The organism is Paracoccaceae bacterium, from assembly GCA_012103375.1.
GTDB lineage: Bacteria > Pseudomonadota > Alphaproteobacteria > Rhodobacterales > Rhodobacteraceae > WLWX01.
In genome coordinates, this window is record WLWX01000001.1 from 1,597,248 (window position 1) to 1,622,726 (window position 25,479).

The 25,479-nt window shown below is 59.8% G+C and carries 18 protein-coding genes, 1 tRNA gene and 3 pseudogenes; 12 read left to right on the top strand and 10 right to left on the bottom strand.

Annotated elements, in window-relative coordinates; translation table 11 throughout:
* The first annotated feature begins 542 nt into the window (after nt 1–542).
* Entirely contained in the window at nt 543–4,211 is a 3,669-nt protein-coding gene (locus tag GKR99_08160; protein ID NKB27519.1) for a vitamin B12-dependent ribonucleotide reductase, read from the top strand.
* Between the two features lie 724 nt (nt 4,212–4,935).
* On the top strand, nt 4,936–6,018 hold the full coding sequence (locus GKR99_08165; GenBank protein ID NKB27520.1) for a peptidase M19: 1,083 nt from the start codon (nt 4,936–4,938) through the stop codon (nt 6,016–6,018).
* A gap of 9 nt (nt 6,019–6,027) precedes the next feature.
* Here the strand turns inward: GKR99_08165 and ilvN are convergent, their stop codons facing one another.
* Complete coding sequence (gene ilvN, locus GKR99_08170) at nt 6,028–6,591, bottom strand: acetolactate synthase small subunit (protein NKB27521.1); 564 nt, start codon at nt 6,589–6,591, stop codon at nt 6,028–6,030.
* Between the two features lie 115 nt (nt 6,592–6,706).
* Nucleotides 6,707–8,485 (bottom strand): acetolactate synthase 3 large subunit, encoded by a 1,779-nt coding sequence (locus GKR99_08175; protein NKB27522.1) that lies wholly within the window; start codon nt 8,483–8,485, stop codon nt 6,707–6,709.
* Nucleotides 8,486–8,978: 493 nt separating this feature from the next.
* On the opposite strand from GKR99_08175, the gene GKR99_08180 reads away from it, so the two are divergent.
* The 4 genes and pseudogenes from GKR99_08180 (at nt 8,979) to GKR99_08195 (ending at nt 14,242) form a co-directional block, all read left to right on the top strand.
* Complete coding sequence (locus tag GKR99_08180) at nt 8,979–10,064, top strand: ABC transporter substrate-binding protein (protein ID NKB27523.1); 1,086 nt, start codon at nt 8,979–8,981, stop codon at nt 10,062–10,064.
* Between the two features lie 93 nt (nt 10,065–10,157).
* Nucleotides 10,158–11,006, top strand: a pseudogene (locus GKR99_08185) (C4-dicarboxylate ABC transporter permease).
* A gap of 83 nt (nt 11,007–11,089) precedes the next feature.
* On the top strand, nt 11,090–13,438 hold the full coding sequence (locus tag GKR99_08190; protein NKB27524.1) for a TRAP transporter large permease subunit: 2,349 nt from the start codon (nt 11,090–11,092) through the stop codon (nt 13,436–13,438).
* A gap of 69 nt (nt 13,439–13,507) precedes the next feature.
* Entirely contained in the window at nt 13,508–14,242 is a 735-nt protein-coding gene (locus GKR99_08195; GenBank protein ID NKB27525.1) for a DUF3445 domain-containing protein, read from the top strand.
* Nucleotides 14,243–14,257: 15 nt separating this feature from the next.
* Here the strand turns inward: GKR99_08195 and GKR99_08200 are convergent, their stop codons facing one another.
* From GKR99_08200 to GKR99_08215, 4 genes and pseudogenes are all read right to left on the bottom strand, one after another.
* On the bottom strand, nt 14,258–15,214 hold the full coding sequence (locus GKR99_08200) for a hypothetical protein (GenBank protein NKB27526.1): 957 nt from the start codon (nt 15,212–15,214) through the stop codon (nt 14,258–14,260).
* A gap of 215 nt (nt 15,215–15,429) precedes the next feature.
* A pseudogene (locus GKR99_08205) lies at nt 15,430–16,388 on the bottom strand (IS630 family transposase).
* A 181-nt stretch (nt 16,389–16,569) separates the two neighbouring features.
* Entirely contained in the window at nt 16,570–17,976 is a 1,407-nt protein-coding gene (gene glnA / locus GKR99_08210; protein ID NKB27527.1) for a type I glutamate--ammonia ligase, read from the bottom strand.
* A 32-nt stretch (nt 17,977–18,008) separates the two neighbouring features.
* Complete coding sequence (locus tag GKR99_08215) at nt 18,009–18,347, bottom strand: P-II family nitrogen regulator (protein ID NKB27528.1); 339 nt, start codon at nt 18,345–18,347, stop codon at nt 18,009–18,011.
* Between the two features lie 164 nt (nt 18,348–18,511).
* Between GKR99_08215 and GKR99_08220 the strand changes: the two are divergent.
* Nucleotides 18,512–18,751, top strand: a pseudogene (locus GKR99_08220) (bifunctional ADP-dependent NAD(P)H-hydrate dehydratase/NAD(P)H-hydrate epimerase).
* Here GKR99_08220 and GKR99_08225 read toward each other — a convergent pair.
* Both GKR99_08225 and GKR99_08230 read right to left on the bottom strand, forming a co-directional pair.
* On the bottom strand, nt 18,728–19,624 hold the full coding sequence (locus tag GKR99_08225) for an IS3 family transposase (GenBank protein ID NKB27529.1): 897 nt from the start codon (nt 19,622–19,624) through the stop codon (nt 18,728–18,730). The pseudogene GKR99_08220 and the gene GKR99_08225 overlap by 24 nt on opposite strands.
* A complete protein-coding gene (locus GKR99_08230; GenBank protein NKB27530.1) occupies nt 19,570–19,857 on the bottom strand; it encodes a transposase in 288 nt (95 codons plus the stop codon). The genes GKR99_08225 and GKR99_08230 overlap by 55 nt, the downstream gene beginning before the upstream one ends.
* A gap of 227 nt (nt 19,858–20,084) precedes the next feature.
* On the opposite strand from GKR99_08230, the gene GKR99_08235 reads away from it, so the two are divergent.
* Both GKR99_08235 and GKR99_08240 read left to right on the top strand, forming a co-directional pair.
* A complete protein-coding gene (locus GKR99_08235; protein NKB27531.1) occupies nt 20,085–20,333 on the top strand; it encodes a hypothetical protein in 249 nt (82 codons plus the stop codon).
* Between the two features lie 36 nt (nt 20,334–20,369).
* Entirely contained in the window at nt 20,370–21,257 is an 888-nt protein-coding gene (locus tag GKR99_08240) for an NAD(P)H-hydrate dehydratase (protein NKB27532.1), read from the top strand.
* A gap of 44 nt (nt 21,258–21,301) precedes the next feature.
* On the opposite strand, the gene GKR99_08245 is transcribed toward GKR99_08240, so the two are convergent.
* Entirely contained in the window at nt 21,302–21,973 is a 672-nt protein-coding gene (locus GKR99_08245; GenBank protein ID NKB27533.1) for a hypothetical protein, read from the bottom strand.
* A gap of 182 nt (nt 21,974–22,155) precedes the next feature.
* Here GKR99_08245 and GKR99_08250 point away from each other — a divergent pair.
* The 3 genes from GKR99_08250 to GKR99_08260 all read left to right on the top strand — a co-directional run bounded on the left by GKR99_08250 (nt 22,156) and on the right by GKR99_08260 (nt 24,056).
* A tRNA-Leu gene (locus tag GKR99_08250) sits at nt 22,156–22,240 on the top strand.
* Between the two features lie 25 nt (nt 22,241–22,265).
* Nucleotides 22,266–23,597, top strand: coding sequence for a trigger factor (locus tag GKR99_08255; GenBank protein ID NKB27534.1), 1,332 nt, complete (start codon nt 22,266–22,268; stop codon nt 23,595–23,597).
* A 72-nt stretch (nt 23,598–23,669) separates the two neighbouring features.
* Nucleotides 23,670–24,056 (top strand): DUF393 domain-containing protein, encoded by a 387-nt coding sequence (locus tag GKR99_08260; GenBank protein NKB27535.1) that lies wholly within the window; start codon nt 23,670–23,672, stop codon nt 24,054–24,056.
* Here the strand turns inward: GKR99_08260 and GKR99_08265 are convergent.
* Nucleotides 24,053–25,468, bottom strand: a complete 1,416-nt coding sequence (locus GKR99_08265; GenBank protein ID NKB27536.1) for a hypothetical protein — start codon at nt 25,466–25,468, stop codon at nt 24,053–24,055. The two genes, GKR99_08260 and GKR99_08265, sit on opposite strands and share 4 nt — an antisense overlap.
* Between the last annotated feature and the right edge of the window lie 11 nt (nt 25,469–25,479).

Consider the following 25,479-nt stretch of genomic DNA (forward strand, 5'->3'; position numbering starts at 1 on the left):
CGCTCAGCTGCCGCGCGGGGAAGGGCCGATTCCGGCCATGGGAAAGCACCCGGTTCGAAAAGTTATCCACAGGATTTTCGGGTGGCGTTGTAGGCTTGCAACAGGGTCTGTGCTGCGCTTTTACCTGATGTTTCGGGGCCAAGGTTTCGGAATCTGGGCAAAAAATCGCTTATCGGATTAACCGGGCGCTGGGCGCGGTCTGACGGTTTCACATTTCAGACACAGATTCTTTTCCCGGTCCCGGAATCATCGTTGACGCCATAGGGCCACTTCATGCAGTTTGTGCGCGCTGACCGGCAGACCACTAAATGTAGTGGCGGAGCAGCGGGACGGGAAATACATACGACTGATCTGGCAGCGACCTCCGGGTTTTGCCGACGTCCGGGGATGCCTGGATGAGTCGACTTGTTGTGCCACGCCCCGACCTCTGGCCGGTTAGCACGAAAACCGGGGGCAAATGCACCCGCAAAACGTCGGCGCCGCAAGGCAAATGGAAATGGTGACGCCCGCATCAGACGAGGACGCACCAAAAGGGGCATGGAATGAAAATTGACCGCAATTTCACGGGCGTGAAAACCGGTGCCTATGGCACCATCGAGTTTACCGAGACCAGTTCAGAGATTCGCAATCCGGACGGCACCATTGTCTTCAAGCTGGACAAAGTCGAAGTGCCGGCAGGGTGGAGTCAGGTCGCCTCGGACGTGATTGCTCAGAAATATTTCCGCAAGGCTGGCGTTCCCGCGCGCCTGAAGAAGGTCAAAGAAAAAGGTGTGCCGGAATTCCTGTGGCGCTCGGTCGCGGATGAGGGCGCGCTGGCCGACCTGCCCGAAGACCAGCACTATGGCGGTGAGGTCAGCGCTAAACAGGTGTTTGACCGCCTCGCCGGGGCCTGGGCCTATTGGGGTTGGAAGGGCGGCTATTTCACGACCGAGGCGGACGCCCGCGCCTATTACGACGAAATGCGCTATATGCTGGCGACCCAGCGCGCGGCACCGAACAGCCCGCAGTGGTTCAACACCGGGCTGCACTGGGCCTATGGCATCGACGGGCCGTCGCAAGGTCACTATTACGTCGACTATAAATCCGGCAAGCTGACGAAATCCAAGTCGTCCTATGAACACCCCCAGCCGCACGCCTGCTTCATCCAATCGGTCAGCGATGATCTGGTGAACGAAGGCGGCATCATGGATCTGTGGGTGCGCGAGGCACGGCTGTTTAAGTATGGCAGCGGCACCGGCACCAATTTCTCGTCACTGCGCGCCGAGGGCGAGCATCTGTCGGGCGGTGGCAAATCCTCGGGCCTGATGGGCTTCTTGCGTATTGGCGACCGCGCGGCGGGCGCGATCAAATCGGGCGGCACCACGCGGCGGGCCGCCAAAATGGTGATCTGCGATGCGGACCACCCGGATATCGAACAGTTCATCAACTGGAAGGTCATCGAAGAACAGAAAGTGGCGAGCATCGTCGCCGGTTCCAAGATGCACGAGGAAAAGCTGAACGCGATCTTCGCGGCGATCAAATCCTGGGACGGGCGCGAAGAGGATGCCTATGACCCGAAGGTCAATGAAAGCCTGAAGGCGGTGATTCGGGACGCGAAAAAAGTCGCGATCCCTGAGACTTATGTGAAACGGGTGCTGGATTACGCCAAGCAGGGCCACACCAGCATCGAATTCCCGACCTATGACACGGATTGGGATTCCGAGGCGTATTCGAGCGTCTCTGGCCAGAACTCCAACAACTCGATCCGGGTGACGGATGCGTTCCTGAAAGCCGTCGAAAACGACGACAACTGGGACCTGATCAACCGCAAGGACGGGAAAGTCGCGAAGACCATCAAGGCCCGCGACCTGTGGGAGCAGGTCGGCCACGCCGCCTGGGCCTGTGCGGATCCTGGCATCCAGTATCACGACACGGTCAATGACTGGCACACATGTAAAGCAGATGGTGAGATTCGCGGCTCAAACCCTTGTTCGGAATATATGTTCCTGGATGATACCGCGTGCAACCTGGCATCGATGAACCTGCTGACCTTCCTGAAGGACGGGGAGTTTCAGGTTGACGACTATGAACATGCGACGCGCCTGTGGACCGTGACGCTGGAGATCAGCGTGACGATGGCGCAGTTCCCCTCCAAGGAAATCGCGCAGCTGTCCTATGACTTCCGCACGCTGGGCCTTGGCTATGCCAACATCGGCGGGCTGCTGATGAACATGGGGCATTCCTATGACTCCGATGAGGGCCGCGCGCTGTGCGGTGCGCTGACCGCGATAATGACCGGCGTGGCCTATGCGACGAGTGCCGAGATGGCGGCGGAGCTCGGGACATTCCCCGGGCACAAACGCAACGCCGACCACATGCAGCGCGTCATCCGCAACCATCGCAACGCCGCGTATGGAAAAGACAGCGGGTACGAGGCGTTGGCGACCAATCCTGTTGCATTGGATCAAGCCGGTTGCCCAGACAAAACTCTGGTCAAGCGGGCAACGAACGCCTGGGATCTGGCGCTGAAGCTGGGCAAGAAGCACGGGTATCGCAACGCGCAGACCACGGTGATCGCGCCCACAGGAACCATCGGGTTGGTGATGGATTGCGACACCACGGGGATTGAACCGGATTTTGCGCTGGTCAAGTTCAAGAAGCTGGCCGGTGGCGGATACTTCAAGATCATCAACCGCTCGGTCCCGCAAGCGCTTGAAAGCCTTGGCTATTCCTCGGCCGAGATTGAAGAGATCATCAGCTATGCAGTCGGTCACGGATCCATGGGCAACGCGCCGGGGATCAACCACACCAGCCTGATCGGCCACGGCTTTGGCCCCGGAGAGATCGAGAAGATCGAGGCGGCGCTGCCGTCCGCCTTCGACATCCGCTTCGTGTTTAACCAATGGACGCTGGGCGCGGAATTCTGCACCGACGTGCTGGGCATTCCGGCGGAAAAACTGACCGATCCGTCCTTCGATCTGCTGATTCACCTTGGTTTCAAGCGCAAAGAAATCGAGGCTGCCAACGACCACGTCTGCGGCACGATGACCCTGGAAGGTGCGCCGCACCTGAAACAGGAACACTATGCGATCTTCGATTGCGCCAATCCCTGCGGCAAGAAGGGCAAGCGGTTCCTGAGCGTCGACAGCCACATCTATATGATGGCGGCGGCGCAGTCGTTCATCTCGGGCGCGATATCCAAGACGATCAACATGCCCAATGATGCGACGATCGAGGATTGCCAGAAAGCCTATGAGCTGAGCTGGTCACTAGGCGTCAAGGCCAACGCGCTCTACCGTGACGGATCGAAGTTGTCGCAGCCGCTGGCCGCCTCGCTGGTGGAAGATGACGACGAGGCTGCCGAAGTTCTGGAAACCGGCAGTCCGCAGGAAAAGGCTGCGGTGCTGGCCGAGAAGATCGTCGAAAAGATCATCGTCAAGGAAGTCGCTAATCGGCAGCGTGACCGCATGCCGGAACGCCGCCGGGGCTATACCCAGAAAGCGGTCGTCGGAGGACACAAGGTCTATCTGCGCACCGGCGAATACGCCGACGGCAACCTGGGCGAGATTTTCATCGACATGCACAAGGAAGGCGCGGGTTTCCGCGCCATGATGAACAACTTCGCAATCGCGGTCAGCGTCGGCCTGCAATACGGTGTTCCGCTTGAAGAATTCGTCGATGCCTTCACCTTCACCCGCTTCGAACCGGCGGGCATGGTTCAGGGGAACGAGACGATCAAGAACGCGACCTCGATCCTTGACTATATCTTCCGGGAACTTGCGGTCAGCTACCTCGACCGGACCGATCTGGCCCATGTACAGCCAGAAGGCACCAGCTTTGATGAGCTTGGGCGCGGCGATGACGAGGGCAAGCGCAACTTCACCGAGGTGCCCGGCGCCGAGGGCGAAAGCCAGATTGATGTGCTGAAGAAAGTGGTGTCCACGGGCTATCTGCGCGGCCGCGCGCCGCAGGGTCTGGTCGTGCTGCAAGGCGGGCAGGCGGGGGCCGTGGCGGTCAATGCCGCCGACCCGGTCGCCGCACTGCAAACGCTGGTGCCCGAAGCGGGCGAGACTGCATTGGCGACCGGCGCCGTGCAGATCGACAACCGCACCAAGGCCAAGATGCAAGGGTACGAGGGCGACCCCTGCGGCGAATGCGGGAACTATACGCTGGTCCGGAACGGGACCTGCATGAAGTGCAACACCTGCGGCGGGACGTCGGGGTGTAGTTGATGAGGAATTGAGAGTGGGGGTCGGTGCGCGAACACCAACCCCCTAAGCCCATCCTGCAATCGCATAGCACGCTGCAGGACAAGCGAAACCGGCCCAGGTGGGTCGATTACTATGAAAAGGCATGAACGGCGGAGCGGATCAATAGCGTGCTGAGAAATACAGGATTTCCCCACCAAAACCTGGGGGTGCCTGTGGACAAAGGAACTTAGCAAATGGCTAAGAAACGTATCACGGTTACGCGTGAAAGAACTACTGGCCTGAACACGCTTTTTAACGTGCCGGGTCGATGCGAGATGCCAAGAGGCAGACTTGCAGATGAAAACGAACGGGGATTGCACCCAGACTATCACGTGCAAACGCTGCCAGATGGGCGGCGTATCCCTCGCTCAAACCCAAATGGAAGCGAAAGCTACAACTTGGGTTAGGTCAAGCAACGGCGCGCCTAGTGTGCCCAACTTGATAGGGGGCGGACTTCGCAGGTTCTCAAATGAAAACCCGCTCTGTCCGGCTCCGTTGAAACGCCCTCGGGCGTTTCAACGTACACGGGGTGGGTGCGCTCGCCCCTGACGCGGATCGGGCCGCTGGCAGAAACCGGGCGGTACGAGAGAATGAGCCTGATCAGCGAAACCTTGGGGGTGCCTTCGGGCGCCCCTTTTTTTGTTGAATTCTCTTGTGTTTCGACCGTCCAGGCGCAGACTGTCGCTGCAACAGGATTGGGCGTGCAATGCAAACGACTCCGGTGATTTTTGACGGTCATAACGACCTGCTGTTGCAGATCTCGATGGGGAATACATCCGTTGAGCAGGTGGTTGCCGGTGGCGGCCCCTCCCACGTGGACCTGCCGCGCGCCCATGCCGGTGGATTCGGGGGCGGCATGTTTGCGATATTTGTACCCGGCGATCTGGATGGCCCGGCGATGTTCGCCGCAATGGCGCAGCCTGCGTTTGACCTGCCGCTGCCCGACCCGATCCCGTGGCAGGTTGGTGCACGTGGCACGCTGCGCCAGGCAGCGATTTTGCGCGCGCTGGAACGTGCCGGGGCGGTTCGTATCTGCACGTCGGTCGATGCCATTGAGGCGACGCTGGCCGACCCAACCGGCCCCATGGCGGCTGTGATGCACATCGAAGGGGCCGAGGCGATAGCCGACGACCTCGATATGCTGCACGTGCTTTACGGTGCCGGGCTACGCTCGGTCGGGCCGGTCTGGAGCCGCAACAATATCTTCGCCCAGGGTGTGCCGCTCCGGTTTCCCGGAGATCCCGATATCGGTGGCGGATTGTCCGGTGCCGGGCAGGATTTGGTGCGTGAATGCAACGCACTGGGCGTGGTTATTGATCTGTCACATCTGAACGAGGCAGGGTTTGATGATGTGGCACGTCTGTCCGATGCGCCGCTGATCGCCACCCATTCCAACGCCCATGCCCTGTGCGATAGTCCGCGCAATCTGACCGATCGGCAACTGGCGGCGATTCGCGACAGCGGCGGATTGGTCGGATTGAACTTCGCGGCTGCATTTCTGCGCGCAGACGGACAGATGGCAACCGATTTCGGACCAGAGGTCATGTTGCGACATCTGGATCACCTGATCACCCACCTGGGTGAAGACGGCGTCGCGATGGGGTCGGATTTTGACGGGGCGACAGTCAGTGATCAGATCAGGGATTGCGCGGGCCTGCCCGCCCTGCGCGCCGCGATGGTCGCACATGGGTATGACGCGCCGCTGATGGAAAAGCTGTGCCAAGGCAACTGGATGCGGGTGTTGCGGCAAACCTGGAAGGACGATACCGACCATCAGGCTGCCGCCTGACGGGACTGACTATTCCGCCCCGCGTGCCAGTGCCGCCACCCCGGTCCGCGCCACTTCGACCAGCCCCTGCGGGCGCATCAGATCGGCGAAGGCGTCGATTTTTTCGGGCGTGCCGGTGATTTCGAAGACGAAAGAGGCGAGCGTCGAATCGACCACATTGGCACGGAAGATATCGGCCAGGCGCAAGGCCTCGACCCGTTTGTCACCGTCCCCGGCGACCTTGAACAGCGCCAGTTCGCGTTCGACGCTGGGGCCTTCGACGGTCAGGTCGTGCACCTCATGCACCGGAACGATCCTGCCCAGCTGCGCCTTGATCTGTTCGATTACCTGCGGCGTCCCGGTGGTCACAACCGTGATCCGGCTGCGGTGCCCGGTGTGGTCAATCTCGGCCACCGTCAGGCTTTCGATGTTATAGCCCCGTCCAGAAAATAGCCCGATGACACGGGCCAGCACGCCCGGCTCATTCTCGACAATCACCGCCAGGGTGTGGGTTTCCACAACATCGGCGTTCGGGTCCTTCAGGTCATAGGCCGAATGCCGCGACGTGCCTTTTTTGATTTTCAATGGGGACATTGCGCCCTCTTTCTCATCTTCTTGTTGAAAATATGCCGGGGGGTCTGGGGGGCTGGCCCCCCAGCCATCGCCCCCGGCCAGGAACCGACGGATTTCATATCCGGCGGCCCCGCCCTCAAACCATCACCGCGCCGCTGGACCCGATGGCGTCCTGGGTCGAGGCATTCTCGCCCAGCAGCATTTTGTTGTGCGGCTCTCCGCTCGGGATCATCGGGAAGCAGTTCTCGTGCTTTTCCACCAGGCAGTCGAACAGAACCGGGCCGTCGTGGTTCACCATCTCCATGATCGCGTCGTCCAGATCGGCGGGGTCGGTGCACAGGATGCCCTTGGCCCCGAAAGCCTCGGCCAGTTTGACGAAGTCGGGCAAGGATTCGCTCCAGGAATGGGAATAACGCTCGCCATGCAGCAGTTCCTGCCATTGGCGCACCATGCCGAGGCGTTCGTTGTTCAGGATGAACTGCTTGACCGGCAGGTTGTATTGCATCGCGGTGCCCAGCTCCTGCATGTTCATCAACCACGAAGCCTCACCTGCGACATTGATGACCAGCGCGTCGGGGTGCGCCATCTGCACACCGACCGAAGCCGGGAAGCCATAGCCCATGGTGCCCAGACCGCCCGAGGTCATCCAACGCCCCGGTTCGTCAAAGCCCAGGTATTGCGCCGCCCACATCTGGTGCTGACCCACCTCGGTCGTGATATAGCGGTCCTTGTCTTTGGTCAGTGCCTCAAGGCGCACCAGCGCGTGCTGCGGCTTAATGGATTTCGCATCCGGCGTGTAGTCGAGGCAGTTGATCCGCTTCCAGTCGCGGATTTGCCGCCACCAGGCCTCGACACCTTTGGTATCGGTTTTGCCACCGCGACCGCGCCATTCGTCCAGCAGGTCCGTCAGCACCGAGCCCACGTCGCCGATGATCGGAATGTCGACGTGGATCACCTTGTTGACCGAGCTTGGGTCGATATCGATATGCGCCTTGACCGAATTCGGGCTGAAGGCATCGACCCGGCCAGTGATCCGGTCGTCGAACCGCGCGCCAATGCAGATCATCAGATCGCAGTCGTGCATGGCCAGGTTCGCCTCGTACAGCCCGTGCATGCCCAGCATGCCCAGCCAGTTGTCACCACTTGCCGGGTAGGCGCCCAGCCCCATCAGGGTCGAGGTGACGGGGAAGTTCGTTTCCGCCGCCAGTTGGCGCAGCAGGTTGCTGGCCTCGGGGCCTGAATTGATGACGCCGCCACCGGTATAGAGGATCGGTTGCTTCGCCGTCTCCATCGCCTCGGCCAGCGCGGCAATCGCGTCGGCGTCCCCTTTGGTGGGCGGCGCGTAATGCGACGTCTTGCGATTTTGGGGCGCGACATAGGTGCCGTTGGCGAATTGTACGTCCTTGGGGATGTCGATCAGCACCGGACCCGGACGGCCTGAGGTTGCGACATGGAACGCCTCGTGCATGGTGTTGGCCAGACTGTCGGTTTCGCGCACCAGCCAGTTGTGCTTGGTACAGGGGCGGGTGATGCCGACGGTGTCCGCCTCCTGAAAGGCATCATTGCCGATCATGAACGTCGGAACCTGCCCGGTCAGCACGACCAGCGGGATCGAATCCATCAGCGCATCGGTCATGCCCGTGACCGCATTGGTCGCCCCGGGGCCCGAGGTTACCAGAACAACGCCGGGTTTCCCGGTGGAACGGGCATAGCCTTCGGCGGCATGCACGGCACCTTGTTCATGGCGCACAAGCACGTGGCGGATTTCGTTTTGCAGAAAGATCTCGTCATAGATCGGCAGCACCGCTCCACCGGGATAACCGAACACAACCTCGACCCCCTGATCCTTCAGGGCCTGCACGACCATCTTCGCGCCGGTCATCTGGTCTTTCTTCGTCGTCTTGCGGCCGCTCATCTCGTCGTCTCCGTCCATCTGGTCGCGCGACAGCTGCCGCGCATAAAAAAGCCCCCGATCAGGCGGGGGCGCTTGACAGGTCTGTTGCGGTTAACCGCTAACAGCCCCTGCGCCCGGGAATGACAACCAGCACATTGCAAAGCATTTTGACCCCCGACAGTTAGGTTCGCGCCGGACCCTAAGAAGGGTGTGCAGGGCCGTCAACAGCGATTTTGCGCATTTTTGTGATTCACGAGCGGATTCTTTTGATCGAAAGTTACCCAACTGCGCGGCTTGAAGAAATTTCGTGAATCTACCCACAGTATGGGCGCCGCTGGGCGGCTGCACCGATTTCAAACTGGCGCAGATCTGGCCAAAACGTTGCGGCAAGATGTGTGAATCCAGCTCGCCGAGGTGTTTTCAGTCCGCCAATCAGCGGCTAGTGTCGCGCCACTTGAAGCAACCTACCGCCCGACAAACGGGCAGTGCGATTCCAAACGGGAGGATAATATCAATGGATCGTCGTTCATTTATCCGGGCTTCGGCCTTTGGCGGCACGGCAGCCGCCGCCACCAGCCTTGCAGCACCAGCCATCGCGGCCAGCCACGCGCGCACGCTGACCATGGTCACGACATGGGGCCGCGGCGCAGCCGGAGTGTGGGATTCTGTTCAGCGTGTGGCCGATTCCGTCGCCGCCATGTCAGATGGAAGTCTGACCATTGACGTCAAAGCCGGTGGCGAACTTGTGGGCGCATTTGAAGTTTTCGATGCGGTCACGTCGGGCCAGGCCGATCTATACCACGGCGCCGATTACTACTTTCTGGGTCTCCATCCTGGCTATGCGTTTTTTACAGGATATCCGTTTGGGTTGACTGCATCCGAAACCGCAGCCTGGTATTATCATATGGGCGGCAAGGAACTGCATGACGAGTTGGGCCAGATATTCGGATTAAAGTCCTTCCTGGCGGGCAATACCGGCACGCAGGCTGGCGGCTGGTTCCGTAAGGAAATCAACTCTCCGGAAGATTTTCAGGGGCTCAAGTTCCGGATGCCCGGACTGGGCGGCCAAGCGCTGGGCAAGCTGGGGGCTTCGGTGCAGAATATTCCCGGCTCTGAGGTTTATCAGGCCTTGGCCTCTGGCGCGCTGGACGGGACCGAATGGATCGGCCCATGGTCCGATCAGGCAGCCGGCTTCCAAGAGATTACCGACATCTTTTATACGTCCGGTTTTCATGAGCCTGGCGTGGCGCTGTCGTTGGCTGTAGGGCGCGATGTTTTTGAGGAACTTTCACCGGCACATCAGAAGATAATCGAGATTGCCGCTGCCGAAGCGCATCAACACACCCTGACACTTTACCTTTCCAAGAACGGCACTTCTTTGGGCCAGCTTCAGGACCAGGGCGTCAAGACCCGCCAGTTTTCGGACGAGATCTGGGCGGCATTTGCCGACGCCACCAAAGAGGTAATGGACGAAAACATGGATGACCCCCTCTACGCTAAGATTCGCGAAAGCGCCGAAGCGGCTCGCAAGGCGGTCTCATCCTGGGTGTCGATCTCAGAAGGTAGCTTTGTCGCCCAGCGTGACAGATTGATGGGCTAAATAAATATACATTGGAACCGGGCCGCATCTGGCCCGGTTCACCGCCCTTGAGATCGGCCAAGATCGACCGGGGGCAACATGGGGAGGGATCGCGTGCTGGACTTTGTCGTCTGGGTTTTCACCAATATCGGCATGGCGTTCGTCAACGCCGGCTATGCGATCACGCATCCGCAATTGTGGCTGAACTGGACCGATCCTCAGTCCATGATGCGCTTCATCTATTACGGCGGCTCGCGCGAGTTCTTCTTTGTCATTTTCGTCGCCCTGATCATCCTGACAGCCGTTGGCCTTTGGAAGAACACCATCATGTGGGGCGTTGTCCGTGTGCTGGAAGGGTTTGCCAATACGGTGGGCCGTTTCTTCGCATGGGCCGGGCTGCTGATGGTCCTGCAGCAGATTATCATCATCTTTTCGCAGCGGGTATTTGCCGCGTCTGAACTGACGCTTGGCATCGGGTCTGCGGTGACCTTCGACCTCAGTTGGTGGGGCGAGGAACTGAAGCTTTATAACGCGATGATTGTCGCGCTGTGCTGCACCTATACCTTTGTTCAGGGCGGGCATGTGCGGGTTGATCTGATTTATTCCGCCATCAGCTTTCGCAAGAAACGCGTGATCGACATGTTCGGGTCGATCTTCTTCATGATACCGGCGGCGGTGCTGACATGGATGTACGCCTGGTATTTCCTGTGGCGCCATCTGATCACCCCCAAGGTCAGCGCCAGTGACACGTTGGAGCGGATGCTGCTGAAGGCCCGCGCGGTGAAGTGGAACGTCGAAACCATCGGTTTCTCGCCCAACGGTTTCAACGGCTACTTCCTGTTCAAGGTGCTACTGGTCGCCTTCACCGCGATAGTCTTCCTGCAGGCGATTGCGTTCTTCTATCGCTCGTACCTCGAATTCAAAGAGGGACCCGAGAGTGCGGGCAAATATCTGGACCGTGACAATCCACCCGAAGCGCCGCGCGACGACGATGCCGATCTGGCAGCGCCTGTCGCGCAGACAAGTTAAGTTAAGGAACTCGATCAATGCTTTTTGGCCTGGATGGCGTCGAGATCGGTCTGATCATTGTGTTCCTCAGCCTGTTCGCGGGCATCCTGTCGGGGTTTCCGGTGGGGTTCGCGATTGGTGGGGCGGCGGTGATTTCCTTCGGTATCATCGCGGCGCTGGATAGTTCGGGCCTGCTGATCCATCAGGCGGTCAGCAAGACCAGTGCCGAGTATCAGACGCTGGTGAATTCCGGGGTCAGTCCGCTCAATATCTCGAAATTCAGGTTTCCCGACTTGCCGAGGGTGTCCGAGGCGGTGTTCAGCGGCGGCTGGGAACAGGCGCTGGACCGCAATATCAGCTTTGTCGTCAACCGAATGAATGAACGGGTGTTCGCGGGCCAAAGCATCGAGACATTGCTGGCGGTGCTGATGTTTGTGCTGATGGGGATCACGCTGGAACGGTCGCGCATTGCCGAGGATTTGCTGACCACAATGGCGCGGGTCTTTGGCCCTCTGCCCGGTGGACTGGCCGTCGCGGTTGTGGGGACGTTCCTGGCAGCCTCGACCGGGATTGTAGGTGCCACGGTGGTGACGATGGGCTTGCTGAGCCTGCCGACAATGCTGCGCAACAATTATTCGCCCGAACTGGCGACAGGTGTGATTGCCGCGTCGGGCACGCTGGGGCAGATCATTCCGCCATCCATCGTGATCGTGCTGCTGGGAACGCTGGCCGGGGATCTTTATTCTGCGGCGCAGGAAACCCGCGCACAGGCGGCGGGCTGTTCAGATGCGCTGACGTTCCTGGGTGAGGCTGCCGTGGTTTCGGTCGGGACGCTGTTTCAGGCGGCGATCCTGCCGGGGATCCTTCTGGCGTCGCTCTATGGGCTTTATGCGTTCGGGTTTGCGCTGCTGAATCCGTCCAAGGCGCCGCCGGTTGCCGGTGATGGTGCCGCTGCCGGGGATGCGCGCCGGGGCAATGCGCTGACATGGTTCCTGGGGGTGCCTGTGCTGCTGATTGCCGGGACGCTGATCGCGGGGCAGGTCGGCGTTGTCGGGTCGCAGTCTGTGACCATCGCCAGCTTTTCGGACGCGGGCCAGACCGCCAGCCTGCGCACGCGGGTGTCGCCCGCCTGCCAGGCCAGCATGATCGAGCTGCACGGCCAGGAAAAATGGGACGCCGCGGTGGCGGAGCAGACGGCGATCAACGCCGCCGGGGGTGTCGAACAATCCCGCGCCCTGAGTGATGAGGAACTGACAGAGGCATTGGCCGTCAAGATCGCCGCTGCGGGCCCCATTGGCACCGGCATTGCCATCGGGCTGCTGTTGTTCGCGCTGATCCTGGCGGTGGCGCGCGGCATCGCGCCCGCCGCCGATCCGCGCCCGCTGATCGCCGGGGCCATCGGGCTGATCCTTGTGGCGATGGTTGATGTGATCCTGATCTCGCCCACGACGACCGCCGGGACGGCGCTGGTGCTGTTGATCCTGCCGCTGATCATTGCCGGATACGGGGTGCGTTTTGCCGCGCGCCGACTTGGCCAGAACGAGCTGTTGCGCGTGGTCTTCCCACCGCTGGTTCTGATCGTGGCGGTGCTCGGCTCGATCCTGGGCGGGATCACCAATCCGACCCCGGCGGCGGCACTGGGGGCAGGGGGGGCGATCATGCTGGCGGCATATCGCAAGCTGAATGATGAAAAGCGCAGCGGCAAAATTGTCATCATGACCGCCTTTGCTGTGGTCATCATGATCCTGATTGGCATCAACTTTGACCTGCGGGTCGGGCGCGAACAGGTCGCCGCAGAAGAATGGATCGCCTTTTTCGCGGCCCAGATCGCCTATTACACTGCGATCGGCGGGCTGCTTTACAGCTGTTTCGTGCTGTTCCGCACGGCGGTGCTGACGCCCGTTGTGCGCGAAACGGCCAAGGTCACCTCGATGGTGTTCACGATCCTGATTGGGTCGCAATTGCTGAACCTGGTGGTGATTTCCTTCGGGGGTGAGGAATATATTCAGGACTTCCTGAAGAGTTTCGATCGCGAGTGGGTCGTCTTCCTGATCGTGATGCTGGTGCTGTTCATCCTGGGCTTCGTGCTGGATTTCCTGGAGATTATCTACATCGTCGTGCCCATCGTCGGGCCGGTGATCTATGGCGGCACGATGGACCCGAAGTGGGTAACGATCATGATCGCAGTGAACCTGCAGACGTCGTTCCTAACGCCGCCCTTCGGCTTTGCGCTGTTCTATCTGCGCGGTGTTGCCCCCTCCAGCGTCACGACGGGACACATCTATCGCGGGGTGCTGCCGTTCGTGCTGATCCAGGTGGTCGGGCTGGCGTTGCTTTGGGCCTTCCCCTGGGTGGTCACGATTGTGCCGAACCTGATCCCGAACTGATCGCCTGCGCCGCCTGAGCGATCCGCATTCCGCGATTCCACCGGCGCGCGGCTGCGCTATCTGATGGGAATGGCGATACTCCAGAACGAATTAGCGGCGACGCCCTGGGAGACGCCAGCAGGCAGGCGGCTGCCGGGTTTGCAGCCGATGGATATTGCCGACTGGCTGCGGCTGGATGAGGCTTATGCCGGGCAGATGTCGCTGCGCGACCGGCTGATCCGCAGCTGTCCCGAAGCGGTGCATGCGTTAACGCCGCAAGCGCAAGACGCGGCGGACGAATTGTATTCAATGGCTCTGACGCATCTGCCGTCCTGTCCCGGTTTCCGGGTCGGCGCAGATGAGGTGCTGCGCCCGGATGGTGTGACGGTCACGCCGGACCGGGCGCGCCCCTTGATGACGCTTGGCCGGCTGGTGGCCGAGGATCTGTGCCTGATGCAGAAGCCGGGGAATGAACATGTGCTGACCGGTGCCATCCTGTGCTTTCCATCGCATTGGACCCTGTCCGAGAAGATCGGCCGCCCGATGACACGCATCCACCAGCCGGTTGAGGGCTACGACGATCAGGTTGCGAAACGGGTGCAGCGCATTTTCGACAATCTGCGCGTCGATCAGCCGGTATGGCGGGGCAATCTGATGCGTGTAGCTAAGGCGGACCTGTTCAGCCCGCGCCGGGAAACAGACGCGCCATATCACTGCGATGACACGGCCCGGTTCCTGCGAAGTGAACGGCAAAGCCTTTTGCGATTGCCGAAGACGAAGGCGATTGTTTTCACGATCCACACGTCGATCATCCGCCGCGCTTAGGCGAATGATCCGGCCTCAGATCAGATGGATCAGGGGGAGGTCGATATTCGCCGCAGCCAGTGCAGTACCCATTCCAGTCAGCGCCATCACATGCGCCGTCGTGCGCAGGTTCTCACCACCCAGAATGTTGAAGATCAACATTCCGAATCCGACCGGGAAGGCCAGAACCAGAAGGATGGTGTTCAGCACATAAACGGTCAGGCGCGCCATAATGTCATCGGCTTCGACCCGTTCCGTCGGGTTTGTCGTCTCGTCCTGCACCGAAGACTGGGTCAGTTCGATCGCGTCACAGGCAAATAGAGAGCGTCGCTCCTCGCGCAGGGCAATCTCGGCGGGCATCAGATCGGGAAATCGGCTGGCCTCCTCGGCTGTCAGACGGGCGTGCGGCCCGCGGTAGCCCAACTGTTCCAGATCATCCGTCGCAGGGCGCGCGGGGGTCGCGGCCAGGGCTGCGGCGTCGGGGTTCGTGAGGCTGCGCGGCACAGCAAGCGAGACGCAATCAACCTGCGCGCCTTCCCCTTCGACCGTGCCGAAGATCTGGTTCATCCGCTCTTTCGGGGATAATCCATTGCGGTCTTCGCGCTGTTTTTTCAACTGGCGCCGGCGGGACTTTGCAGCCGCGGTGGCCATGTCGGAATCGGACCAATGGACCGATTCGGGCACAAGGCGCGCCTGCAACAATCGCACAACATTGTAGCAGGCCGCCCGGCGGGATTGGCCAGCGCGTTCGGGCAGCGCATTGCCATCGCCTGCGGCGCTTACGGATACGGTTATGGCATCATCGGCGCGCGCCACATCCACCAGCATGTCGGACCCTGCGAAGGTCAATGCATTGCTGGTGCCCTGGCAGGCGACCAGATCCAGATCCACATCACGGAACAGACCGCCAAGCTCTTCACGCAGGGCACAGCTGTCGAAAGCGACGGGGCCTTCGAAACTCAGCGTTGCCACGATGCTGTTTTGCTGTGTCATCTGTGTTCCCTCTGACGCCCAAGGTGCGCGCCGCCGCGTGGTGTTGCCGGTGGTTTGTCCAGCTTGCGGGAAATTACTGCCCTGCGAATGTGGAAGAAGTGAGGCGCGGGTAAGGAAATCCGGTGCGCAACCTTAGGTTGTATTGCCAGAACGCGCACTCAACGCGGAACGCGTTAACGGGTTGTAAATAAACAGGATACTAAAGCGTTTCGACATTAACCTGAGACATATCCGGCGGCCTTAAAGTAGTTCCAGCATTCTACTGGGTCGTAGAGATCGCAGATTGCTCCGATTGCTTCGAAGACCTGGGTAAAGGACCTGGCCCCGATCCGTCGCAAATGGGCTTTCAGTTTAGAGAAGGCCTGCTCGATGGGATTCAGGTCGGGCGAGTACGGTGGCAGGTAAAGGAACCAGCAGCCGTGATTGCGTAAAGCCTGCGTCGCCTCCTTATTCCGGTGGGTTGCCAGGTTGTCGAGAATGACGACAGTGCCGGGGTTGATCTCGGGGACCAGCACTTCGCGGATGTAGGCCGCGAAGGCGGGGCCATCTATCGCTCCCTTGATGACCCAAGGTGCGATCAGCGCGCCTTGGGTCAGGCCCGCGATCAAGGTTTGGGTTCCCCAGCTTCCGAAGGGCGCATCCATCGTCAGGCGCTTACCGCGCTTGGCTCTGCCGCGTAGGCGCGTGAGGTTTGTCTTCACTGCGGTTTCGTCAATAAAGACAACGCGCTCAGGAAAGGTCGCAATGGCTGGCGAGCGGTATCTGAACCAGTCGGCCCGTTGCTGCCTTACCTTGGCGCGGCGGCGCTCGGTTGCGACCAGCGACTTTTTTTGTACGTGAAGCCGAGCCGGGACAGAAGGTTGGCGATGGAGGAGTGATGCACCCGCACACCCTCTGCATCGGCCAGCGCATTACGCAACTCAAAGAGCGTGATGTCAGGGTCTTGTGCGATCAACTCCTCAAAGAATTCCCGATGCGGAGCCAGCTTTCCCTTGCCGCGCGGCGGTCCCTGCCGGGCAGGTTCCGCATGACCCTTCATCCTCACCTGACGCGCCCACCGCGCGCCTGTGGCAGGCGACAGCTTCAACCGCAACGCCGCCGCGCGCCCGCTCAACCCTTCTTCAATGTATCTCTGAAACCGTATCCGAAGCGCAGATGGCAAAGGTGCTGACATGATCCATCCTCCCAAACAGGATGAATCACAGATCAGGTCTCAAGGGAATCCCTCGCGATTCAGGTTCAAGACGAAACGCTTTAAGGGGGTGATTGTTGACGTTCAGGCGCGCAGAAATCGGAACATCAATAGAACAGGGCGCCCCGAAAGGCGCCCTGGCTGATCCGTCAATGTGCTGGGGTCAGCAGCTGTAATACATCTTGAATTCCACCGGATGTGGCGTGTGTTCGTAAGCATAGATCTCTTCCCATTTCAGATCCATGTAGCCTTCCACCTGATCCCGGGTGAAGACGTCACCTGCCAGCAGGAAGTCCATGTCGGCCTCCAGCTCATCCATGGCTTCGCGAAGGCTGGCGCAAACCGTTGGGATGCCTGCCAGTTCTTCGGGCGGCAGATCATAGAGGTCTTTGTCCATCGCCTCGCCGGGGTGGATCTTGTTCTTAATCCCGTCCAGACCGGCCATCAGCAGGGCGCTGAAACACAGGTAGGGGTTGGCGGCGGGGTCGGGGAAGCGGGCCTCGACACGTTTGGCCTTGGGGCTTTCCGCCCACGGAATACGCACACAGCCCGAGCGGTTGCGCGCGGAATAGGCGCGCAGGACCGGTGCCTCAAACCCCGGAATCAGGCGCTTGTAGCTGTTGGTCGAAGGGTTGGTGAAGGCGTTCAGCGCCTTGGCGTGTTTCAGAACGCCGCCAATGTAGAACAGCGCTTCGTCCGACAGGTCGGCGTATTTGTCGCCTGAAAACAGCGGCTTGCCGTCTTTCCAGATCGACATGTTGACATGCATGCCGGTGCCGTTGTCGCCCGCGATTGGCTTGGGCATGAAGGTTGCCGACTTGCCGTAAGCATGGGCGACGTTGTGGATCACGTATTTGTACTTTTGCAGATGATCCGCCTGCTCGGTCAGCGTGCCGAAGATCAACCCCAGCTCGTGCTGGCAGGACGCAACTTCGTGGTGGTGCTTGTCCACTTTCATGCCCATGCGCTTCATGGTCGACAGCATTTCGCTGCGGATGTCCTGCCCCTCATCAATCGGGTTCACCGGGAAATAGCCGCCTTTGACGCCCGGGCGGTGGCCCATGTTGCCCATTTCGTAATCGGTGTCGGTGTTCCACGACCCGTCCGAGGCATCGACCTGATAGCTGACCTTGTTGATATCGACCGAAAAGCGGACGTCATCGAACAGGAAGAATTCAGCCTCGGGCCCCCAGAACGAGGTGTCGCCGATGCCCGAGGATTTCAGATAAGCCTCGGCCTTTTCCGCCGTTCCGCGCGGGTCGCGGGCATAGGCCTCTCCGGTGTCGGGCTCGACAACCGAGCAATGCACGGCCAGCGTTTTTTCCGCATAAAACGGGTCAAGATAGGCGCTGCGCGTATCGGGCATCAGCTTCATGTCGGATTGTTCGATGGATTTCCACCCGGCGATGGAACTGCCGTCGAACATGAAACCGTCGTCCAGAAAATCCTCGTCAACCTGGTCGGCCATGACGGTGACATGCTGTAGCTTGCCGCGCGGGTCGGTGAAGCGGATGTCGACGTATTCGACATCGTCATCGCGGATGGTTTTCAGGAAGTCTTTGGTGCTCATTGGTCGTTACCCTTGGTCTTGAAGTATCAGTATCAGATTGCGTCGTCGCCGGTTTCGCCGGTGCGGATGCGCACGGCCTGTTCGACCGTTGAAACGAAGATCTTTCCGTCGCCGATCTTGTCGGTCTTGGCGGCGTTCACGATGGCCTCGATCGCGCCGTCGATCTGGTCGTCCGGCAGGACAACCTCGATCTTCACTTTGGGAAGGAAATCGACGACATATTCGGCGCCGCGATACAGCTCGGTATGGCCTTTCTGACGGCCGAAGCCTTTGACTTCCAGAACTGAGAGGCCCTGAACGCCGATCTCTTGCAGCGCCTCTTTCACTTCGTCCAGCTTGAACGGCTTAATGATCGCTTCGATCTTTTTCATGGACCAGCCTCCTTTGATGTGTCGAGATGGGGAAATCACGCGGCTTAGTTGGCGGCAATTCGGGGGGCGTCCTTGGGCCGGGGGCAAGGGCCAATTGATATGGTTTTGCACAAAAAATAGGCGACTTGCATCCAGGCTGTGCAATTTGAGAACATGAGGTTGCAATGCAGAACACCATTACAAGTTCAGACATGCGTGCGCTGGAACAGGCGGCAATCGCCAGTGGCCGTGTGACGGGCCTGGAACTTATGGAGCGCGCCGGGCAGGGCGTGGTCGAAGCGGTGTTCGAAGAATGGCCCGAATTGGCCAAAGCGACCCACCGCGCCGTGGTGCTGTGCGGGCCAGGCAACAACGGCGGCGACGGTTTTGTGGTGGCGTGTCTAGCCCCCAAGTTCTGGGCCATTTCTGATTAGAGTTTCTGGCATTGGTGGTCGCATGTTCAGAGCCTGGTGCGGACGTGTGTGGTTGTACTGCTTAAGCCAATGATTGATGACGATCTGTGCCTGTTTCGTTGTTGTGAACCATTCAGCGTTGAGGATCTCGTGCCGGAGAGTGCCGTTGAACCTCTCGTTGTATCCGTTTTCCCAAGGGGACCCCGGATAGATTCTAATTGGTCGAACACCAACGCGAACCAACCACTCCTGCATCGCCTTGGCTACGAACTCTGGGCCGTTGTCGGAGCGGATATACTCCGGCGTGCCATGGCAGAGGAGCAGCGGATATAGCGCCTCCAGAACATCTTCGGCGCCCATCCTGCTGCGAACTTCCACGGCCAGGGCCTGCCGGGTGTACTCATCCAGAACGGTCAGCATCTTGTAGCTCCGGCCATTGCTGAGCTTGTCGTGAACGAAGTCGATGCTCCAGATGTGGTTCGGATGCGTCGGCCTGAGGCGAATGATCGAGCTGTCCTTGTGATAAAGCCGTCTGCGCTTCCTGTGCCGCTGCGGGAGTTGCAGTCCTTCTTCCTGCCAGAGACGCTCAACCTTCTTATGATTGACCCGCCAGCCCTCGATGCGCAGGAGTTCCGAAACTTTACGATAGCCGTAGCGCCCATATTGCTTGGCCAGGCGGATCAAAGCGAGCCGTAGAGCATCATCGTCTTTTGGCGCGGGTCGATATTGCAGAGAGCTTCGCGCCATACCGACGACCCGGCAGGTCCTCCGCTCCGAGGTCGCGAGCTTTTGGCGCGTATGAATAACGGCCTGACGGAGCTCCCCAGTCGTCAGGCCCTGGGCTTTAAGTAGTTCAGGCTTTCTTTGAGGATCAGCTTGTCCAATTCAAGCTCAGCGACGATCTTCTTGAGACGCCCATTCTCCTTTTCCAGGCTGCGCATCTCCGACAACTGCGACCGTCCCATACCACCAAACCGTTTCCGCCAGTTGTAATATGTCGCATCGCTGATGCCGACGCTACGACACGCCGATGCAACGTCACTTCCTCCCGTCAGCTTCAGCTCAATCTCACGCAGCAGCTTCAATACATCTTCGTCCGAATGCCGTTTCCGTGCCATTACATATTCCCCTCTCAAGACCAATGTAGTGGCCCAGTTTTAGGGGGGAAGGACACCCGGATGCGCGGGCGAATTATGAGCGGTGGTGTGAGGGTGGGGAAGTTCGACCGCTCTATGATGAGTATTTTGATTGTTATCCCGATGAAGGGGATCGCACTGATCTGTTCGTCGATGAAATTTTCGGGATTGGTCTATCGCGCCCGTTCCTTGATTTGAAGCATACACAAATGCAATTGAATCACTGTCAGTCCATGTCGCGCCACAATTCCGGCTTCCCTCATGTTGTGGCAATAGATCTGCCAAGCGGCTTAGACAGCGAGACCGGACATTATCCGGGCTATGAAACGGAACACTTCGCGGACTCGTGCCCCATGGCCAACCTCACCGTCACCTTCCACCGCCTGAAACCCGGCCATGTGCTTGCCGATGGCCCTGCGGCCTGCGGTAAGGTCGTCGTCAAGGATATCGGCCTCTGACGCCATCATTGACCCTCAAATATCCCCGCCGGAGGCATGAATCTCTTGTCCGACCCCAGACAGATCACCCTGACCAGCCAGATGCGCGATGCGCTGGCAAAGCATGTGCATCAGCACAAATATGATCACGGGCACGCGCTGATCCTGTCGGGGGGCGTCGGGCGTGGTGGCGCGGCGCGGCTGGCGGCGCGGGGCGCGCTGAGGGTTGGTGCGGGGCTGGTGACCCTGGCCTGTCCGCCAGCCGCCCTGATTGAGAATGCGGCGCAGTTGACGACGATCATGCTGCGCAGCATTCGCGATGGTGATGCGCTTGCAGCGCTGCTGGAAGACGCACGGATCAACGCCCTGTGCGTTGGTCCCGGTCTTGGGCAGGACCGCGCACGGGATATGGTGCCTGTCGCGCTGGCTGCCGGGCGTGCGACGGTTGTGGATGCCGACGGGTTGAGCGCATTCGCAGATGACCCTGACATGTTGTTCGGCCTGCTGCACGACGCCTGCCTCCTGACGCCGCATTCTGGTGAATTCGCACGCCTGTTCCCGGACATCGCAGAACGACTGGTGACGCAAAGCCGTGATGGTGCCAGCGACGGGGCCAAAGTTAGTGCGACGCGGGCTGTCGCCCTGCGTGCCGGATGCGTGGTGCTGTTCAAGGGGGCACAAAGCGTGATTGCCGGGCCAGATGGGGATGCGGCGATCTTTTCGGCGCAGGGCGAAACTGCGGCACCCTGGCTTGCCTCGGCGGGGACGGGGGATGTTCTGGCCGGTTTTGCGGCCGGGTTGCTGGCGCGGGGGATTGCCCCGATGCAGGCGGCTGAAACCGCGGTCTGGCTTCATGCCGGGGCCGCGCGCAGGGTTGGCCCGGGTCTGATTGCCGAGGACCTGCCCGAAGCGCTGCCGGGCCTGTTCCGCGATCTGGGTCTGTAATCACTGTGGTTTCAGGATGCCCTGACCCCGGCAAGGCGCCTGCGTCAGTCCGAATCGTTTGACAGAACCAGCACGTGTTGCGGCCGTGGCTTGACCCGGCGCACGGTCACTCTGCGGGCGCTTTGGGGCATTTCGCTAACCGGTTCTGTCGCAACTTGCTGCAGGATGGCCGGCCGTTCGGTTGTATTCGGGCGGCGCGAACGTTGCGTCGAGGGTGCGCAGACAACTTCGATTCCGGCGGCATAGATCACCTGCTCAACCTCGAAATCCAAAGTGAAGATCTGCACTTGGATCGGGTTCTTGGCCTGCATCATCGACCTGTTGTCGCACAAGTAGAGGATGTTGACCGTCGCCTCTTCGTGCCCGGTCAGATCCATCGCCGCCTGGCCACGCAGCATGACGCGCTGTCCGGGGGCCATGATGATCTCAAATTCAGGATTGCCGCTGCCAAGCGCATCAGGTGCCAGCATTACCGGGCGAACAGCCTGGAGGGTGCGTGAATGTATGGCGCGCAGGGCAACCGGGCCGCGGTTACGGGTGATGATCAGGTCGCCATTCTGCAGATGTTCGACGGGGATTGCGCCATCCAGGGTCAGGACGGTTGTGCCCTCGGCCAACCCTTCGGGAAGGAAAGGGCGTGCTGGTTTCACGCCGCCTACGGTATCTGGCGCGACCACTGGCTTGATAGTTGCGCGGTCCATTCCGACTTCACTCATACTGGTCTCTATTGGCCTAGAATCATGTGTTAGTGCCCTGACAGCAAATTAAAGTTGCAAATGTGGCCAAAGAACGACTTTGACGTGATGACGTTGCATGATTTTTACGCTCGCATCCGGTTTCACCCTTTGCTAGAAAGCCGCGACTTTGGGGCGGCCATGCGGCTGCCCTTACGATTTCAGCGGGTGTGGCGGAACTGGTAGACGCACCAGATTTAGGTTCTGGCGCCGCAAGGCGTGGGGGTTCGAGTCCCTTCACCCGCACCAAACTGACTGGATAAGGACGCGACAGATGCAGGTCACCGAGACCCTGAACGAAGGCCTCAAGCGCGGATACGCCATCCGCATCCCCGCCACTGAACTGGACGCGAAGGTCCAGGAAAAGCTGGTCGAGGCACAGCCCGACGTTGAAATGAAGGGCTTTCGCAAGGGCAAGGTCCCGATGGCGCTGCTGAAAAAGCAGTTCGGCCCGCGGATCATGGGCGAGGCGATGCAAGAAACCGTTGATGGGGCGATGTCGGCCCATTTTGAGGAAACCGGTGATCGCCCGGCGATGCAGCCGGACGTCAAGATGACCAATGAAGATTGGAAAGAAGGCGACGACGTCGAGGTCGAGATGACCTATGAAGCCTTGCCTGAAATCCCCGACTTCGACGCCAAAAAGCTGAAGATCGAGCGCATGAAGGTGAAAGCCGACGACGCGAGCGTGACCGAGGCGTTGGAAAACCTGGCCGAGAATGCGCAGAATTTCGAGGGCCGCAAGAAGGGCTCGAAGGCGAAAGACGGCGATCAGGTTGTCATCGACTTCAAAGGCACGATCGACGGCGAAGCCTTCGACGGTGGCGCGGCCGAGGATTATCCGCTGGTGCTGGGATCAAACTCGTTCATTCCGGGTTTTGAGGAACAGCTGGTTGGTGTGAAGGTTGGCGAAGACAAAGACGTAAGCGTCGATTTCCCTGCCGACTATCAGGCCGACCATCTGGCCGGCAAAACCGCCGTGTTCGCCTGTGCGATCAAAGAAGTGAAAGCACCCGCCAAGGCCGAGATTGACGACGAACTGGCCAAGAAATTCGGGGCCGACGATCTTGCGGCGCTTAAATCGCAGATCAGTGAGCGGCTGGAAGAAGAATATTCCGGTGCCAGCCGGTCGATCATGAAGCGCAGCCTGCTGGATCAGCTGGACAAGCTGGTCACATTCGACCTTCCGCCCACATTGGTCGAAACCGAAGCCAAGCAGATCGCGCATCAGCTGTGGCACGAAGACAACCCAGAAGTTGAGGGCCACGATCACCCCGAGGTCGAGCCGACCAAGGAGCATAACGAACTGGCCGAACGCCGCGTGCGCCTTGGCCTTCTTCTGGCCGAACTGGGCCGCAAGAACGAGATCGAGGTTTCGGACGCCGAAATGACGCAAGCGGTGATGAACCAGGCGCGTCAGTACCCGGGCCAGGAACGCCAGTTCTTCGAGTTTGTGCAGAACAATCCGCAAATGCGCCAGCAGTTGCAGGCGCCGATCTTCGAAGACAAGGTCGTGGATTATATATTCGAATTGGCCAAGGTGACCGACAAGGATGTCTCGAAAGAGGATCTGCAGAAGGCCATTGAAGCGCTGGAAGACGAATAACTGTCAGTTGAAATGACTTGATTTCCGGCCCCGTCACGCCCAGATCAGCGACGGGGCCGGAAGGACAAAACGATGGGCAAGCCCAAGGCAGAACCCGGCATCATCATCGTCTACGATGGCGAATGCCCGTTTTGCAGCCGATATACCTCGCTTTTGAAACTACGCGCTGCTGTCGGCCCGGTCCGGTTGGTTGATGCACGACATGAAGATCCGGCGGTTGACCGGGTGCGCGCGGCCGGGTTTGACTTGAACGACGGCATGGCGGTGATTGATGGCTCGGCCATCCATCACGGCGCAGACTGTATCCACAGATTGTCATTGATGAGCACCGGATCGGGATTTTTCAACCGATTTAACGCCATGGTTTTCCGTTCGCCCAGGCTGTCGCGGATCATGTATCCGGTCTTGCGATTTGGACGAAATTCGACGCTGAAACTGCTGGGGCGACGGCCGATTTAGTGGGTGCAAACTTTCGGGCGGGCAAAGTCGATTGGTTTGAACAGCAGGTAGGCGCGCATCAGCGGCCCGTGTTCAAGGAAGCTGTTGGTCCAATCGGATGTATCCCGCACCTGACCGTTGTGGCGGAAGGTTGCGGTGAAATTTGGGTTTTGCGCCAGAATGCGATCAAACTCATACCGCACAAGGGCTTTGCCAGGGCCGCCAAATGCGGCCTGTAGCCACGGCGGGTCGGAGGAAATTACCTCGACAACGTCATTTTGATATAGGGCGGCGAACGGAAGTTGCCCGTGGATCAGGTGGTTGGTCCGGGCAGCTTCGGTGTGAAGGTTGGAAAACATCGCGATTGAGGCTTCGGTGCGAAGACCAAGGTAGGGGCTCCAGCCATTCAGGAAGTAAAGCGCGGGAATGATCAGCATCCACTTTGGCCAGACCGGTTTCGCGTTGCCCTCGCCAGAAATCCGGCCTTCGCGAAAATACAGGATCGCGGCGAGGTAGAAGGCGATGGCATAGACCGCGAAAGGGATCAGGAACCCGTTATGGGTCGGCACAAGGCCGCGTGAGGCCAGTGCCGATGCGCCAACGATCAGGGCCAGCGCGAGGAGCATCAGCCGCCCGACGCGCATCGCGCGCGGGGCGTCACCAAATCGCGATACGAAAGCCGCATATCCAACCCGAAACGTCGCGGGGGTCAGGAACAGGGCGTAAAGCACCAGAACAATGGTCGAAAAATCCTTGTAATAGGCATAGCCGGTCAATCCGATGATGATGTGGAAGGGCACCCCGATCAACAGGCCGTAGCGTTTCCACCCGGGTACGAAAAGCGCAACCATGGCAATGGCTTCGGCTATGAAAGTTATGTAAATTGCAAAGTAATGACCGGGGCGAAACTCGGCCAGGGCGACGTGGTCGGCGACGATGCGGTAGAGCTCGACCGCGCAGCTAACGGACGGATCAAGGAAGTCCGCGTTGATCTTGTGGTAGATGCCGAAAAAATACATGCCCGGCAATATCCAGCGCCCCGGACCCGCGATGGCCGTGAATAGGGCGGCGCGGAAATTAGCTTGCGATCTTGTAGCAACAGATGCGCGCGCGGCCAGAATCACAAGGCACAGCGCAAAAGCGGTGAGTTGGTTGTTCGAGGCGACCGGCGCATTTGCAACGTAGTAGCCACAGAACGCCGCCGCGTTCACGATCAACAACACGTCGAGCCGCGGCAGAACCACCATCGCCAGCGATGCCACCATGAGTGCGGGTGCAATCAGCGGCACCAGCCCGCCCAGCGCGGACCCGGTGTCGGCGCTGGCAAAACCCCAGATCTGAAAGAAATACAGCCCCGCCAGCAGGGTCACTGCGGCCAGCGGGTCAAAATAACCCGAACCGCCCTCGGCGTCGTGTTCTTTCTGTCGCGTCATAGTTTCTGCGC